Genomic DNA, 15,680 nt, shown 5'->3' on the forward strand with positions numbered 1-15,680 from the left:
CCCCCCCGGATGGCGCGCCCCCCCCCCCCCACGGGCCCCCCGGCCCCCGCCCGGCCGCCGGGGGGGCGCGGCCCCCCCGGCGCAGAGCGGGGCGGGTCAGACGAGGACGTCGACGGCGATGGCGATCGACAGCAGCGTCATGTGCGTGATCGACACCGAGAAGAGCTTCATCGGCCGGTCGGGCAGACCGCTGCGGATGCGGTCCAGCCACTGGTGGGTCTCGGCGACGTACCAGGCGCCGAGCAGCCCCCCGCCGATGGCGAAGGCCCAGTTCAGCACCGGGGTGATCGACCCCATCAGCAGGGTGGCGCCCAGGGTCGCCCACGCCCATGCGACCGACTGCCGGCCGACGCTCTCCGGGCCGGCGACGACGGTCAGCATGGGCACGTTCGCGCGGGCGTAGTCGTCGCGGTAGCGGCTGGCCAGCGCCCAGAAGTGCGGCATCTGCCAGCAGAAGACGACCGCGAAGAAGGCGAGCGCCGGCCAGGCGAGCGAGCCGGTCACCGCCGCCCACCCGATGAGCACCGGCGCCGCCCCCGGGAACGCCCCGAAGACCGTGTTGTGCCGGGTCCGGCGCTTGAGCACCATCGTGTAGACGACGGAGTAGGCCAGGATCGCGACCGCGGCCAGCGCGGTGGCCAGCGGCGTGGTCTCGAACCACAGGATCGCCAGCGACGCCGCGGCGAGGGCCGCACCGAAGACCAGGGCCGCCCGCGGGGACACCACACCGGAGGGGATCGGCCGGTTGCGCGTGCGGGACATCAGCCGGTCGATGTCGCGGTCGTACCAGCAGTTGAACACGTTGGCCGCGCCGGCGGCGAACATCCCGCCGACCATCGTGGCGGCCACCAGCCGCCAGGACGGCCACCCGTCGGCCGCCATCATCATCGCCGGCAGCGTCGTCACGAGCAGCAGCTCGACGAGCTTCGGCTTGGTCAGCGCGACGTAGGCCCCGACCACGCCCGACAGCCGGCGGGCCGGGACGGCCGGCCGCTGGGTGAGCGCCGTCACCGGGCGACCTCTGCCGCGCGCACGCACGGACGGCAGGGAGCCACCGGGCACGAAGACAGCACGATGGTCCCTTCGAACCGGGGATGGAACGCGCCCACTGTAGCCCTCGGCCACCCCGCCCACCGGTGCGGATGACTAGGGTCTGATCACGTTGACGCCGCGGGAACTGCGGGTAGGGCCGTCGCCGACGACGGTGGGTCACGGGTCGAGGGAGACCAGGGACACGGCCGATCCGCTGCCCCGCACCCGACGTCGTCCGCCCGGGAGCACCGGACCACCGCTCCCCGGACGGCCCCGCGCACGGCCGACCTCGAGGAGTTCCGCCCGACATGACCCAGGCTGACGACACGAAGAGCACGGAGTCCGAGGCCCCCGCCGAGGCCGCGACCGACTCCCCCACCGGATCGCCGCGACAGCCGCACCCCACGCTGCCGGAGGACTTCGGCGACCTCGACCGCCGCGCCATCGACACCGCGCGCGTGCTGGCGATGGACGCCGTCCAGAAGGTCGGCAACGGCCACCCCGGCACCGCGATGAGCATGGCGCCCACGGCCTACCTGCTGTTCCACAAGTGGCTGCGGCACGACCCCACGGACCCGAACTGGGTGGCCCGTGACCGCTTCGTCCTCTCCATGGGCCACTCGAGCCTGACGCTGTACGTCCAGCTCTACCTGTCCGGCTACGGGCTGGAGCTCGAGGACCTGCAGGCGCTGCGCACCTGGGGCTCGAAGACCCCGGGCCACCCCGAGGTCAACCACACCCCCGGCGTGGAGACGACGACCGGCCCGCTCGGCCAGGGCGTCGGCAACGCCGTCGGCATGGCCATGGCCGCCCGCCGCGAGCGCGGCCTGCTCGACCCCGACGCCCCCGAGGGCGAGAGCCTGTTCGACCACACCGTCTGGTGCTTCGCCTCCGACGGCGACCTGGAGGAGGGCGTCAGCGGCGAGGCGTCGTCGCTGGCCGGCACCCAGCAGCTGGGCAACCTCGTCCTCGTCTACGACGACAACCGGATCTCCATCGAGGACGACACGAACGTCGCCTTCACCGAGGACGTCGGCAAGCGCTACGAGGCCTACGGCTGGCACGTGCAGCGCGTCGACGACGGCGAGGACCTGGCCGCGGTCGACGCCGCCTTCGCCGCCGCCAAGGCCGAGACCCGCCGCCCGTCGATCGTCGTGCTGCGGACGATCATCGCCTGGCCCGCGCCGAACAAGCAGAACACCGGCGCCGCGCACGGCTCGGCCCTGGGCGACGACGAGGTCCGCGCCACCAAGGAGGTCCTGGGCTTCGACCCGGCGAAGACCTTCGAGGTCGACGACGAGGTGCTCGCGCACGCCCGCTCGGTGGTCGACGCCGGCGGCAAGGCGCACGCCCAGTGGCAGGAGCGCTTCGACGCCTGGGCGCAGGAGAACCCCGAGCGCGCCGCCCTGCTGGAGCGGATGCGCGAGCGCCGGCTGCCCGAGGGCTTCAGCGACGGCCTGCCGACCTTCGACGCCGACCCCAAGGGCGTGGCCACCCGCAAGGCGTCGGGCAAGGTCCTCGCCGCCCTCTACCCGGCGCTGCCCGAGCTGTGGGGCGGGTCGGCCGACCTCGCGGAGAGCAACAACACCGCCGTCGAGGGCGAACCGTCCTTCCTGCCGGCCGACCGCCAGACGAAGATGTGGAGCGGTGGCCCCTACGGCCGCACGCTGCACTTCGGCGTCCGCGAGCACGGCATGGGCGCGGTCATGAACGGCATCGCGCTGCACGGCGGCACCCGCGTCTACGGCGGCACGTTCCTCACGTTCTCCGACTACATGCGCGGGGCGGTCCGGCTGGCCGCGCTGATGCAGCTGCCGGTGACCTACGTGTGGACGCACGACTCGATCGGCCTCGGCGAGGACGGCCCCACGCACCAGCCGATCGAGCACTTCGCCGCGCTGCGGGCCATCCCCGGTCTCGACGTCGTCCGCCCGGCCGACGCCAACGAGGTCACCGTCGCCTGGCGCACGATCCTCGAGCACAACGACCGCCCGGCCGGCCTGCTGCTGTCCCGGCAGAACCTGCCGGTGTTCGACCGCTCGGAGTTCGGCTCCGCCGAGGGCGTCGCGCGCGGCGCCTACGTGCTCGCCGACGCCTCGAACGGGCAGCCCGAGGTGATCCTGCTGGGCACCGGCTCGGAGGTGCAGATCGCCGTCGCCGCCCGCGAGCGGCTGGAGGCCGACGGCGTCCCGACCCGCGTGGTCTCGGTGCCCTGCGTCGAGTGGTTCGCCGACCAGGACCAGGCCTACAAGGACGAGGTGCTGCCGCCCTCGGTCCGCGCGCGGGTGAGCGTCGAGGCCGGCGTGCCCATGGGCTGGCGCGAGTTCGTCGGCGACGCCGGCCGGATCGTGGGGCTCACCCACTACGGCGCGAGCGCCGCCTACTCGGTGCTCTACGAGGAGTTCGGGCTGACCGACGAGGCCGTCGTCGCCGCCGCCCGCGAGTCGATCGAGGCGGCCGCGGCGGGGAACGCCGTCCCGGCCGGCCCGGTTGCAGCCACCGGGGGCCTCCCCCACCCCACCGGCGACCGCTGAGCCGTCGGACCCACCGGAAGGGACCTGACCATGGCACAGACCGAGAAGCTGGCAGAGCTGTCGCAGGCGGGCGTCGCCGTCTGGCTCGACGACCTGTCGCGCGACCGCATCCGCAGCGGCAACCTGCAGTCGCTGGTCGACGAGCGCTCCGTCGTCGGCGTCACCACCAACCCGACCATCTTCGCCGCGGCGATCAGCGGGTCGGATTCCTACGACGACCAGCTGCACGCCCTCGCGGTGCGGAAGGTGAGCGTCGAGGAGGCGCTGCGCACCATCACCGCCTCCGACGTGCGCGACGCCTGCGACCTGCTGGCCCCGGTGGCCGAGCGGCAGCCCGGCGACGGCCGGGTGTCGCTGGAGGTCGCGCCGGGCCTGGCGCACGACACCGACGCCACGGCCGCCGAGGCCGCGCACCTGTGGTGGCTGGTGGACCGGCCGAACCTCTACATCAAGATCCCGGCCACCGTGGAGGGCCTGCCGGCGATCACGACGTCGATCGCCCGCGGGATCAGCGTCAACGTCACCCTGATCTTCAGCCTCGAGCGGTACCGCGCCGTCATGGACGCCTACCTGTCCGGGCTGGAGCAGCGGGCCGAGGCCGGGGGGTCGCTGGAGGGCATCGCCTCCGTGGCGTCGTTCTTCGTGTCCCGCGTGGACACCGAGATCGACAAGCGGCTGGAGAAGGCCGGTGCCGACCAGCTGAAGGGCAAGGCCGCGCTGGCCAACGCGCAGCTGGCCTACCAGGCCTACGAGGAGGTCTTCTCCTCCGACCGCTGGAAGGCGCTGGAGGCGAAGGGCGCGAGGCCGCAGCGGCCGCTGTGGGCCTCGACCGGGGTGAAGAACCCCGAGTACTCCGACACGCTCTACGTCAGTGAGCTCATCGCCCCCGGCACCGTGAACACGATGCCGGAGAAGACGCTGCAGGCCTACGCCGACCACGGCGAGGCGGGCACCCCGGTGCAGAAGACCTACGAGGACGCCGCGGCGACCATGCAGGCCATCGCCGACGCCGGCGTCGACCTCGACGACGTGTTCCGCGTCCTCGAGGAGGAGGGCGTGCAGAAGTTCGTCGACTCGTGGGACGAGCTCACCGACTCCGTGCGCGGCCAGCTCGAGGACAAGGCATGACGCTGGAGTTCTCCTGCTCGGGCCTCGACGTCCCGGAGGTGGTCCGCACCCAGCTCGCCGACGACGACGTCGCCGCGCGGCTGGTGGCCAAGGACGCCACCCTCTGGGGCCCGGAGGCCGAGAGCGAGGCCTCGATCCGGCTCGGCTGGCTGGACCTGCCCGCGTCCTCGCGCGAGCTGGTGTCCCGGCTGGCCGAGCTGCGGGCCGAGCTCGCCGGCGAGGGGATCGACCGCGTCGTCCTGTGCGGCATGGGCGGCTCCTCGCTGGCGCCGGAGGTCATCTGCCGCACCGCGGGCGCGCCGCTGGTGGTCCTCGACACCACCGACCCCGGCCAGGTCGCCGCGGCGATGACCGACCTCGACCGCACCGTGGTCGTGGTCAGCTCCAAGTCCGGCGGCACCATCGAGACCGACAGCCACCGGCGGGCGTTCGCCGCCGCGTTCGCCGAGGCCGGGCTGGACGAGAAGGAGGTCGGCCGGCGGTTCGTCGTCGTCACCGACCCCGGCTCGCCGCTGGCCGACACCGCCGCCGCCATGGGCGCCCGCGCGGTGTTCCTGGCCGACCCGAACGTCGGCGGCCGCTACAGCGCCCTGTCGGCGTTCGGGCTGGTGCCCGCGGCGCTGACGGGGGTCGACGTCGGCGCGCTGCTGGACGAGGCCACCGACCTCGCCGAGCACCTGGCCGAGCCGGGCAACCCGGCCCTGGAGCTCGGCGTCGCCATGGGCGCGGGCTTCCGCACCGGCCGGGACAAGGTCGCCCTCGCCGAGGGCACCGGCGGCAGCGGCCCGCGCATCGAGGGCTTCGGCGACTGGGCCGAGCAGCTCATCGCCGAGTCCACCGGCAAGGAGGGCCGCGGGCTGCTGCCCGTCGTCCTGGAGTCGGTGGACGCGCCGGGCGCGCAGGCGCCGGACGCGCTGCTGGCCGTCGTCGACGGCGACCCGGTCGACGGCCGGCCCTCGGTCGGCGTGACCGGCCCGCTGGGCGCGCAGTTCCTCGGCTGGGAGTACGCGACCGCGGTGGCCGGTCGGGTGCTGGGGATCAACCCCTTCGACCAGCCCAACGTCACCGAGTCCAAGCAGAACACCTCGCGGATCCTCGAGTCCGGCCTGCCCGACGAGCGGCCGGTCGCCACGATCGGCGCGGTGGAGCTGTACGCCTCCGGCGGCGTGCTCGACGGCGTCGACCTCGCGCAGTCCGACGGGCTGCGGCTGGCGCTGGACGCGCTGCTCGGCGCCGTCCCGCCGCGCGGCTACCTCGCCGTCATGGCCTACCTCGACCGCGAGGCCGACGCCCGGGCCGGCGAGCTGCGTGCCGCGCTGGCCCGCCGCACGGAGCACGCGGTCACCTTCGGGTGGGGCCCGCGCTTCCTGCACTCGACCGGCCAGTACCACAAGGGCGGTCCGCAGGTCGGCGCGTTCCTGCAGCTCACCGGCGCGGTGACGCAGGACCTCCCGGTGCCCGACCGGCCGTACTCCTTCGGCACGCTGCAGGCCGCCCAGGCCGCCGGCGACCGGCAGGCGCTGGCCGACCGGCAGCGGCCGCTGCTGCACCTGCACCTGACCGACCGGTCCGCCGGCATCGATCAGGTCCTCGCTGCCCTCGACTGACCCCGCACCCCTCGAGGAGGGCACGTGATCCCCAACCCGCTGCGCGACCCGCGGGACCGGCGGCTGCCGCGGGTCCCCGAGCCCTGCGCCCTGGTGGTCTTCGGCATCACCGGTGACCTGGCCCGCAAGAAGCTGCTCCCGGCCGTGTACGACCTGGCCAACCGCGGGCTGCTGCCGACCAACTTCGCGCTGCTGGGCTTCGCCCGGCGGGACTGGGGTGACCAGGACTTCGCCGAGCTGGCCAGGGACGCGGCCCGCAACGCCGCCCGCACGCCGTGGCGGGAGGAGGTGTGGGAGCGGCTGGCCAACAGCGTCCGCTTCGTCCAGGGCTCCTTCGACGACGACAACGCCTTCGACGAGCTCGCCCACGCCCTCGGGGACCTGGAGAGCAGCCACGGCATCGGCGGCAACGCGGCGTTCTACCTGTCGATCCCGCCGGCGATGTTCCCCGTCGTGCTCAAGCAGATGCAGCGCACCGGCATGGCCGAGAGCACGCCGGACCGGTGGCGGCGGGTCGTCGTCGAGAAGCCCTTCGGCACCGACCTCGCCTCCAGCCGGGAGCTCAACGAGCTGGTGGACTCGGTGTTCAGCGCCGAGGACGTCTTCCGCATCGACCACTACCTGGGCAAGGAGACCGTCCAGAACCTCATGGCGCTGCGGTTCGCCAACGAGCTGTTCGAGCCGGTCTGGAACGGCCACCACGTGGACTCGGTGCAGATCACCATGGCCGAGGACGTCGGCATCGGCGGGCGGGCCGGCTTCTACGAGAGGACCGGCGCGGCCCGCGACGTGCTGCAGAACCACCTGCTGCAGCTGCTCGCGCTCACCGCGATGGAGGAGCCGGTCGAGTTCTCGGCCGACGAGATCCGCACCGAGAAGCTCAAGGTGCTGCGCGCCATCTCGCTGCCCGAGGACCTGCACACCTTCGCCGTCCGCGGCCAGTACGAGCAGGGCTGGCTGGCCGGGCAGCGGGCCAAGGGCTACCGGCAGGAGGACGGCGTCGACGCGCACTCGACGACCGAGACCTTCGCCGCGGTCCGGCTCGGGGTGGAGACCCGCCGCTGGGCCGGCGTGCCGTTCTACCTGCGCACCGGCAAGCGGCTGCCGCGGCGGGTCACCGAGATCGCGCTGGTGTTCAACCGGGCGCCGCACCTGCCCTTCGCCGACACCGACACCGAGGAGCTGGGCAACAACCAGCTGGTGGTCCGCGTGCAGCCCGACGAGGGGGTCACCCTGAAGTTCGGGTCGAAGGTGCCCGGCAGCGTCATGGAGGTCCGGGACGTGTCCATGGACTTCCTCTACGGCGAGCAGTTCACCGAGGCCAGCCCCGAGGCCTACGAGCGGCTGCTGCTCGACGTCCTGCTCGGCGACGCCACGCTGTTCCCGCGCAACGCCGAGGTCGAGGCCTCCTGGGCGGTCATCGACCCGCTCGAGGAGTTCTGGGCCGGCAGCACGCCGCACCCCTACCGGGCCGGCGAGTGGGGGCCGCGCGCCGCCGACGAGATGCTGGCCGCCGAGGGCCGCCGGTGGCGGCGTCCGTGAGGCGCCCCCGCGGAGAGGAGACGCGATGACGACGCTCTGGGACACCACCGGCTCGGCCGTGGTCAAGGAGCTCGCCGCCCAGCGGCGGACCGGCGGCGCGGTGCTGTCGGGGGTGGCGCTGACCCTGGTGGTCGTCGCCGACGAGGGCCGGGTGGCCGAGGCCGAGGAGGCCGCGACGACGGCCGCCGAGCAGCACCCCTGCCGGATCCTCGTCGTCGTCCGCCGGCAGATCGAGGCCCCGGTGCCGCGGCTGGACGCCGAGGTGTCCATCGGCGGGCGGCTGGGCCCCGGCGAGGCGGTCGTCATGCGCATGTACGGGCGCCTGGCGCTGCACGCCGAGTCGGTCGTGCTGCCGCTGCTGGCCGCCGACGCGCCGGTGGTCACCTGGTGGCACACCGAGCCGCCGCGGCAGCTGAGCACCGACGCGCTCGCGGTCATCGCCGACCGGCGGATCACCGACAGCACGTCGGCGGCGGACCAGCTGGCCTCGCTGCGCACCCGGGCGCACGACTACTCCCCCGGCGACACCGACCTGGCCTGGACCCGCGCCACCGGCTGGCGGGCGACGCTCACCTCCGCACTGGACTCGGTGTCCGGCCGTCGCGGGGACGCGGTGAAGGTGCTCGGCGCCCGGGTCGAGGGCGACCCCGGGGCGGCCACCGCGCAGCTGCTCAGCGGTTGGCTCGAGGCCCGCACCGGCAGCGCGGTCGAGGTCGTGCAGGCCACCCGGCACCCCGGGCCCAGCGGCATCGACTCGGTGCACCTCACCCTGGACCAGGACGAGGAGGTGCGGGTGCACGCCGACCGCCGCGGCGGCGCGGTGATCAGCCAGCCGTACCGGCCCGACGCCACGATGGCGCTGCCCGACCGCACGCTCGGCGACCTGCTCGGCGAGGAGCTGCGCCGGCTGGACCCCGACGAGCCCTACGCCGAGGCGCTGGAGGTCACCACCGGGGTGACCGGCCTGGCCGGCCGGGCGCCGGTGCGCGCGCACGTGTGGGTGGACCCGGCCGAGCAGGCCGGGGCGCCGTTCGCGAAGGACGACGTCGGCGTGAACAGCCCGCACGGCGAGGCGCCGACGGTGCCGCCGGACTCCGAGGGCGCCGACGAGGTGGCCGAGCACGGCGAGCACGACACCCCGGACCCGACGGCGCCCGAGGCCGTCCGGTGACGCTGCCCCCCGGCGACCGGATCGCCGAGGCGCTCGCGGAACGGATCGAGGGCCCGACGCCCGAGATCGTCGTCGAGCCCGACCCGGAGCTGCTGGCGCGGGCGGTGGCGTCCGCGCTGGTCGCGCGGCTGGCCGCCGCCCAGGCGGTGCACGGGACGGCGTCGGTGGTGCTCACCGGCGGCGGCATCGGGACGGCGGTGCTGCGGCACGCCGCGGAGCTGGCCGGGGAGCCGGGGCCCGGTCAGGCGGTCGACTGGGCCGCGGTCGACGTCTGGTGGGGCGACGAGCGGTTCGTCCCCGCCGACGACGACGAGCGCAACGAGAAGGGCGCCCGCGCGGCGCTGCTGGACCGGGTCGGGGCGCCGCCGGAGCGGGTGCACGCGATCCCGGCGTCCGACGCCGGCTTCGACACCCCGGAGGAGGCCGCGGACTGGTACGCCGGGACGCTGGCCGACGCCGCCCGCGACGCCGGGACCGGGGGCCCGCTCCCCCGGTTCGACGTCCTGCTGCTCGGCATGGGCGCCGAGGGCCACGTGGCGTCGATCTTCCCGGACTCCCCCGCGGTGACCGACGAGCGGACCGTGGTGCCGGTGCGGGACTGCCCGAAGCCGCCGCCGACGCGGGTGAGCCTCGGCTTCGCCGCGATCACCGCCGCCGAGGAGGTCTGGGTGCTGGTGTCCGGGGAGGGCAAGGCCGAGGCCGTGGCGCGGGCGCTGGGCGGCGCCGACCGCACCGAGGTCCCGGCCGCCGGGGCCCGCGGCCGCCGCGCCACCCGCTGGCTGCTCGACGCCGCCGCCGCGAGCCGGCTGCCCGAGACCGGGTGACCGCCGTCGACGGCTGCCTGCTGTGCCTCGACGCACCGCGAGGGCGGGCCGCTGGTCGGCGGTCGCGGGCTGCTGGCGCCCGGCACACCCGACGCCCCGGCAGAGGCCCACGAGGCCGCCGCCGGGGCGATCAGACGGGGTCCTAGGCGCCGCGGCGGGCCCGCAGCTTGGCGAGGGCCTCCTCGAGGAGGGCGTCGCCGTCGGCGTCGCTGCGCCGCTCGCGCACGTAGGCGAGGTGCGTCTTGTACGGCTCGGTCCGCGGCGCCGGCGGGGGCGCCTGCGGGTCCTGGCCGGCGGGGAGGCCGCAGCGCGGGCAGTCCCAGGTCTCGGGGACCTCCGCGTCGGTGGCGAAGGCCACCCGCGTCTCGTGTCCCGAGCTGCACCAGTAGCCGACCCGGTGCCGCGGGGCCGCCTCTCCGCGCTCGGCCTCACCCATCGGACCCGCGCCGACCCGGGTCCCCCGGATCGCGTTGCCACCAGCCACGAGCGCCCCCTCGTTCCGACCTGCCTGCTGGATCGTCACGGCGCGTGATCACGCCGCCCGGGCAGTCTAGGGCCTGAGGGTGTCTCCCCGGTCACGATTTCGCCCCCGGCCTGGTGACGTGCTGGAACGGCCATCCTTCAGGGGCCCGCGCCGAGCCCGCGAGGTGTGGGGGGAAGGGTGGTCCTTAGACCTTCAGCAGGATGCCCAGCGCGACGATGCACACCGTCCAGATCAGGCCGGTGAACACGGTGAGCCGGTTGAGGTTCTTCTCCACCACCGACGAGCCGGACAGCTGCGAGGAGACCGCGCCGCCGAACATCGAGGACAGGCCACCGCCCTTGCCCCGGTGCAGCAGGATCAGCACCACGAGCAGCACGCTGGTGAGGACCAGCAGCACGTTGAGGACGAGCTCGACCATGGCACCAGCGTAACCGGTGCCCGCAGGCGTCCCGCTCAGCGCACGCCCGCGGTGGCCAGGTCGTGCCCCGCGTAGGGCTGCATGACCAGCCCGTTGCGCAGCCGCTGCCCGGCCAGGAGCTGCACCCGCGTCTCCACCAGCGGCACGTAGGCGCCGGTCCCGCCGGCCGCCGTCGCGACCTCCCGCCAGGCGCCGCGCGCGGCCTCCGGGTCGGCGGCGGCGCGGGCGGCGTCGACCAGCCCGGAGAGCGCCGGGTCGGTGAGCCGCGCGTAGTTGGTGTTGCCGACCAGGCTCACCGAGCGGCCGTCGACCAGCGGCACGAGGAACGAGCCCGGCGTCGGGAAGTCGGCGGTCCAGGTGGCCAGCACGATGCCGAAGCCGTTGCGCGCCACGTTGTCCGGGCTGCCGACGTCGGTGGCGTAGAAGCTGGTCGCCGGCAGCGGCCGCACCTCGGCGGTGATCCCGACCGCGCCGAGCTGGGCGGCGACCTCCTCGGCCACCGCGACGCTGGCCTGGGCGTCGGGCACGGCGAGCACCGTGCCGAACCCGTCGGGCTGCCCGCAGGCGGCCAGCGCCTCCCGGGCGGCGTCGGGGTCGGGGCCGGGGTCGGGGTCCTCGGGCCCGTCGCCCAGGGACCGCGGCCACAGCTGCGAGGTGCGGACGGCGTTGTCCGCACCGCCGGCGACCTCCTGGACGGCGCTGCGGTCGATCGCGGAGGCCACCGCGGCGCGGCAGTTCGGGTCGTTCATCGGCGCGACGTCGGTGGGCAGCGCGAGCAGCCGCACCGCGCCGGTGGTCAGGTCGTCGACCCGGTCGGTCAGCGGCACCTCACCCCCGGCGCCCTCGGCCAGCCGGGCGGCGGTGGCCGCGTGCAGGCCGGCGCCGGAGACGTCGACGTCGGCCGAGCCGGCGAGCAGCTGCTGGTCGCGCTCCAGGGTGGACAGCCCGGTGCGGACGACGACGCGGTCGGGCAGCGCCGTCCGGACGTCGTCGGTGGCCGGGTCCCACTGCGGGTTGCGGTCCAGGACGATGCCGGTGGCGGCGTCGACGGTGGTGACCGCGTAGGGGCCGGAGGAGACCGGGTCGCTGCCGTAGCCGGCGCCGGTGTCGTTCTCGATCGGCACCGGGCTGCTCGAGGGCAGCGCCAGCACGTAGGGGAAGTCGGGCTGGGCCGAGCGCAGCCGGAAGGTGATCGTGGCGTCGTCGGGCGTCTCGATGGCGGCGAGCCCGAGCTTGCCCGGGGTCTCGTCCTGGTACGGCCCGGCGTAGGGGTTCGCGGGGTCGTCGAGCAGGTCCACGACGTAGGTGGGGCCGCCGACGACGACGTCGGAGGCGAAGGACCGCTCGATGCCGTACTTGACGTCGCGCGAGGTGATCGCCCGGCCGTTCTCGAACCGGGCGCCCTGCTTGAGGGTGAACGTCCAGCTCAGGCCACCGTCGGGGGTGGTGCCGAGGTCGGTGGCGAGGTCGGGGACCAGCTCGCCGGTGCGGCCGGGCTCGCTGGCGTAGGTGACCAGCGTGCGGGTGTAGAGCCGCATGAGGTTCCACACGCCGGGCTGGTAGGACCGCTGCGGGTCGAGGCTGTCGACCTCGCTGGTGACCACGCGCAGCGTGCCGCCGGTCGCGTCCGAGGGCGCGCGGACGCCGTCGACGCCGGCGTCGGGCCCGTCGCCGAGCACCGGGACGCCGCTGTCGCCGTCCCCGCCGCCGCTGCAGCTCACGGCCACCGCGACGACGAGCAGGACGACGAGGGCGAGCCCGAGGACGCGCCCGGGCGTGCCGCGCAGCCACTCGGGCAGGCGGCGGCCCCGGGAGCGGGCGGGTCCCTGCAGCGTGCTGTCCACCCACCCGCTCCCGTGCGGCCGCGGGCTAGCTGCCGCCTGCGGCGATCCGACAGATCTGCGCGAACTCGTCGGCGTCCAGGCTCGCGCCGCCGACCAGTGCACCGTCGACGTCCGGCCCGGCCAGGATCCCGGCCGTGTTCGCGGCCTTCACCGACCCGCCGTAGAGGATACGGACCGCCGCGGCCGTCTCCGGGCCGAAACGCCCGTCGAGGCGGGACCGGAGTGCGCCGCACACCTCCTGGGCGTCCTCGGGGGTGGCCACCTCGCCGGTGCCGATCGCCCACACCGGCTCGTAGGCCAGCACGACCCCGCGCACCTGGTCGGCGGAGAGCCCCTCGAGCGCGGCGTCGAGCTGGTCGGTGCAGTGCGGGACGTGCTGCCCGGCGCGGCGGACGTCGAGGCCCTCGCCCACGCACAGGATCGGCGTCAGGCCGTGCCGCAGCGCGGCCTGCACCTTCGCGGCCACCGTGGCGTCGTCCTCGCCGTGCAGCGCGCGCCGCTCGGAGTGGCCGACGACGACGAAGCCGCAGGCGAGCGCGGCGAGCATCGCGCCGCTGACCTCGCCGGTGTAGGCGCCCGAGTCGTGCGCCGACAGGTCCTGCGCGCCGTAGCCGACCGCCAGCTTGTCGCCGGTGACCAGCGTCTGCACGCTGCGCAGCGCGGTGAACGGCGGGAGCACGACGACCTCGGCGTCGTCGAGCTCGCGCTCCTTGAGACTGAAGACCAGCTTCTGCACCAGGCCGATGGCCTCCAGGTGCGTCATGTGCATCTTCCAGTTGCCCGCGATCAGCGGGCGGCGGCCCTCGCGCGGGGCGCGCGGCTGGGTGCGTGCCATCCCCGGCCCCTCTCAGTCCGCGAGCACCGCGAGGCCCGGCAGCTCCCGGCCCTCGAGGTACTCCAGCGACGCGCCGCCGCCGGTGCTGATGTGCCCGTAGGCGGCCTCGTCGAGGCCGAGCTGGCGGACCGCGGCCGCGGAGTCGCCGCCGCCGACCACCGACAGCCCGTCGACGGCGGCCACGGCCTCGGCCACGCCGCGGGTGCCGGCCTGGAAGGGCGCCAGCTCGAACACGCCCATCGGGCCGTTCCAGAACACCGTGCGGGCGCCGGCCAGCTCGCGGCCGAACGCCTCGACGGTGCGCGGGCCGACGTCGAGGCCCATCTGGCCGTCGGGGATCTGCTCGGCCGCGACGACGACGGTGTCCACGTCGGCGCTGAACTCCGGCGCGACGACGACGTCGACCGGCAGCACGATCCGGTCCCCCGCCTCGGCCAGCAGCCGGCGGCAGGTGTCGACCTGGTCGGCCTCCAGCAGGGACGTGCCCACCCCGTGACCCTGGGCGGCCAGGAAGGTGAAGCACATCCCGCCGCCGACGAGCAGCCGGTCCACCTTGGGCAGCAGCGCCTCGATGACGGCGAGCTTGTCGCTGACCTTCGAGCCGCCGAGCACCACGACGTAGGGCCGGTCGGGGTCGGTGGTCAGCCGCTGCAGCACGTCGAGCTCGGTGGCCACCAGCCGGCCGGCCACGTGCGGCAGCCGCTGGGCGACGTCGAACACCGACGCGTGCCTGCGGTGCACGGCGCCGAACGCGTCGTCGACGTAGACGTCGGCCAGCGCGGCGAGCCGGTCGGCCAGCTCGCCACGCTCGGCGTCGTCCTTGCTGGTCTCGGCCGCCTCGAAGCGGACGTTCTCCAGCAGCAGGACGTCGCCGTCGCCGAGCGCGCCGGCCCGGGCGCGGGCGTCGTCGCCGGCGACGTCGGCGGCCAGCGGGACCTCGGCGCCGAGCAGCTCACCGAGCCGCGCGGCGACCGGGGCCAGCGAGTACTGCGGGTCGGGCGCCCCCTGGGGCCGGCCCAGGTGCGCCGCGACGACGACGCGGGCGCCGGCGTCGCGCAGCGCCGCGATCGTCGGCAGGCTCGCCCGGATCCGGCCGTCGTCGGTGATGGCCCGGGTCTGCTTGTCGAGGGGGACGTTCAGGTCGGCGCGCAGGAGCACGCGCCGGCCCGACACCCCCTCGGCGAGCAGGTCGTCGAGGGACCGCATCAGAGCGAGTTGCCGACGAGCTCGACGGAGTCGACCAGCCGGTTGGAGTAGCCCCACTCGTTGTCGTACCAGCCGAGGACCTTGGCCATCGGGCCGAAGACCTTGGTCAGCTTGGCGTCGTAGATGCACGAGGCCGGGTCGGTGACGATGTCGGAGGAGACGATCGGCGCCGACGTGTACTTGAGGACCCCGGCCAGCGGGCCGGACTCGGCGGCCTCGCGGTAGGCGGCGTCGATGTCGTCGGCCGAGGCCTCGCGGGTCAGCTGGACGGTGAGGTCGGTGGCCGAGCCGGTGGGCACCGGGACGCGGACGGCGTAGCCGTCGAGCTTGCCCTGCAGCTCGGGCAGCACCAGGCCGATCGCCTTGGCGGCGCCGGTCGAGGTGGGGACCATGTTGAGCGCGGCGGCGCGGGCGCGGCGCAGGTCCTTGTGCGGGCCGTCCTGCAGGTTCTGGTCGGCGGTGTAGGCGTGGATCGTCGTCATCAGGCCGCGCTCGATGCCGAACGCGTCGTTGAGCACCTTGGCGAGCGGGGCCAGGCAGTTCGTGGTGCAGGACGCGTTGCTGATGATCGTCTGGGTGCCGTCGTACTTCTCGTGGTTGACGCCCATGACGATGGTCAGGTCGTCGCCGGTGGCCGGCGCCGAGATGACGACCTTCTTCGCGCCGCCCTTGTCCACGTGCTTGCGGGCGTCGTCGGCCTTGGTGAAGAAGCCGGTGGACTCCACGACGACGTCGACGCCGAGGTCGCCCCACGGCAGCGCGGCCGGGTCGCGCTCGGACAGGACCTTCATCGTCTTGCCGGCGATGTCGATGCCGCCGTCGGAGGCGGCGACCTCCTCACCCAGCACCCCCAGGATGCTGTCGTACTTGAGCAGGTGGGCCAGGACCTCGGGGCTGGTCAGGTCGTTGACCGCCACGATCTCGATGTCCTTGCCGCTGGCCGCGGCGGCACGCCAGAAGTTGCGCCCGATCCGGCCGAACCCGTTGATGCCCACGCGTACGGTCACGACTGACCTCCATGTGTCCCCGGCGACGCTCGTCGCCCCGGTCGGCCG

13 protein-coding genes are annotated in these 15,680 nt (G+C 74.8%); 6 read left to right on the top strand and 7 right to left on the bottom strand.

Annotation, left to right across the window (positions count from 1 at the left end):
* Positions 1-96: 96 nt before the first annotated feature.
* A complete protein-coding gene (locus tag ACI8AA_RS21615; protein WP_457046427.1) occupies positions 97-1,011 on the bottom strand; it encodes a heme o synthase in 915 nt (304 codons plus the stop codon).
* Positions 1,012-1,340: 329 nt separating this feature from the next.
* On the opposite strand from ACI8AA_RS21615, the gene tkt reads away from it, so the two are divergent.
* Genes tkt through pgl form a run of 6 tightly spaced genes read left to right on the top strand, consistent with a single transcriptional unit; the run spans position 1,341 to position 9,838 of the window.
* A complete protein-coding gene (tkt, locus tag ACI8AA_RS21620) occupies positions 1,341-3,566 on the top strand; it encodes a transketolase (RefSeq protein ID WP_457046428.1) in 2,226 nt (741 codons plus the stop codon).
* Positions 3,567-3,596: 30 nt separating this feature from the next.
* Entirely contained in the window at positions 3,597-4,694 is a 1,098-nt protein-coding gene (gene tal / locus ACI8AA_RS21625) for a transaldolase (protein ID WP_457046429.1), read from the top strand.
* Positions 4,691-6,301, top strand: a complete 1,611-nt coding sequence (locus ACI8AA_RS21630; RefSeq protein WP_457046430.1) for a glucose-6-phosphate isomerase — start codon at positions 4,691-4,693, stop codon at positions 6,299-6,301. Before tal ends, ACI8AA_RS21630 begins: the two co-directional genes overlap by 4 nt.
* Positions 6,302-6,325: 24 nt before the next feature.
* Entirely contained in the window at positions 6,326-7,843 is a 1,518-nt protein-coding gene (gene zwf, locus ACI8AA_RS21635) for a glucose-6-phosphate dehydrogenase (protein ID WP_457046431.1), read from the top strand.
* 25 nt (positions 7,844-7,868) lie between these two features.
* Positions 7,869-9,014 carry a glucose-6-phosphate dehydrogenase assembly protein OpcA gene (locus tag ACI8AA_RS21640; RefSeq protein WP_457046432.1) on the top strand — a complete coding sequence of 382 codons (1,146 nt, stop codon included), beginning with the start codon at positions 7,869-7,871 and terminating at the stop codon, positions 9,012-9,014.
* A complete protein-coding gene (gene pgl / locus ACI8AA_RS21645; RefSeq protein ID WP_457046433.1) occupies positions 9,011-9,838 on the top strand; it encodes a 6-phosphogluconolactonase in 828 nt (275 codons plus the stop codon). Before ACI8AA_RS21640 ends, pgl begins: the two co-directional genes overlap by 4 nt.
* Before the next feature lie 142 nt (positions 9,839-9,980).
* On the opposite strand, the gene ACI8AA_RS21650 is transcribed toward pgl, so the two are convergent.
* The 6 genes from ACI8AA_RS21650 to gap form a co-directional block, all read right to left on the bottom strand.
* A complete protein-coding gene (locus ACI8AA_RS21650; RefSeq protein WP_456929787.1) occupies positions 9,981-10,361 on the bottom strand; it encodes an RNA polymerase-binding protein RbpA in 381 nt (126 codons plus the stop codon).
* Between the two features lie 145 nt (positions 10,362-10,506).
* Positions 10,507-10,740, bottom strand: coding sequence for a preprotein translocase subunit SecG (gene secG, locus ACI8AA_RS21655; protein WP_387992967.1), 234 nt, complete (start codon positions 10,738-10,740; stop codon positions 10,507-10,509).
* A gap of 35 nt (positions 10,741-10,775) precedes the next feature.
* Positions 10,776-12,584 carry an ABC transporter substrate-binding protein gene (locus ACI8AA_RS21660; protein WP_457046434.1) on the bottom strand — a complete coding sequence of 603 codons (1,809 nt, stop codon included), beginning with the start codon at positions 12,582-12,584 and terminating at the stop codon, positions 10,776-10,778.
* 25 nt (positions 12,585-12,609) lie between these two features.
* Complete coding sequence (tpiA, locus tag ACI8AA_RS21665) at positions 12,610-13,419, bottom strand: triose-phosphate isomerase (RefSeq protein ID WP_457046435.1); 810 nt, start codon at positions 13,417-13,419, stop codon at positions 12,610-12,612.
* 12 nt (positions 13,420-13,431) lie between these two features.
* Positions 13,432-14,625, bottom strand: a complete 1,194-nt coding sequence (locus ACI8AA_RS21670) for a phosphoglycerate kinase (RefSeq protein WP_457046436.1) — start codon at positions 14,623-14,625, stop codon at positions 13,432-13,434.
* Positions 14,625-15,632, bottom strand: coding sequence for a type I glyceraldehyde-3-phosphate dehydrogenase (gap, locus tag ACI8AA_RS21675; protein ID WP_457046437.1), 1,008 nt, complete (start codon positions 15,630-15,632; stop codon positions 14,625-14,627). The genes ACI8AA_RS21670 and gap overlap by 1 nt, the downstream gene beginning before the upstream one ends.
* Positions 15,633-15,680: the final 48 nt, after the last annotated feature.

It is taken from the genome of Geodermatophilus sp. SYSU D01180, from assembly GCF_054050415.1.

Coding starts and splice junctions, on each gene's coding strand:
- ACI8AA_RS21670 (WP_457046436.1), bottom strand. CDS start 14,625: ATGCGGTCCCTCGACGACCTGCTCGCCGAGGGGGTGTCGGGCCGGCGC.
- ACI8AA_RS21640 (WP_457046432.1), top strand. CDS start 7,869: ATGACGACGCTCTGGGACACCACCGGCTCGGCCGTGGTCAAGGAGCTC.
- ACI8AA_RS21630 (WP_457046430.1), top strand. CDS start 4,691: ATGACGCTGGAGTTCTCCTGCTCGGGCCTCGACGTCCCGGAGGTGGTC.
- tal (WP_457046429.1), top strand. CDS start 3,597: ATGGCACAGACCGAGAAGCTGGCAGAGCTGTCGCAGGCGGGCGTCGCC.
- tkt (WP_457046428.1), top strand. CDS start 1,341: ATGACCCAGGCTGACGACACGAAGAGCACGGAGTCCGAGGCCCCCGCC.
- secG (WP_387992967.1), bottom strand. CDS start 10,740: ATGGTCGAGCTCGTCCTCAACGTGCTGCTGGTCCTCACCAGCGTGCTG.
- tpiA (WP_457046435.1), bottom strand. CDS start 13,419: ATGGCACGCACCCAGCCGCGCGCCCCGCGCGAGGGCCGCCGCCCGCTG.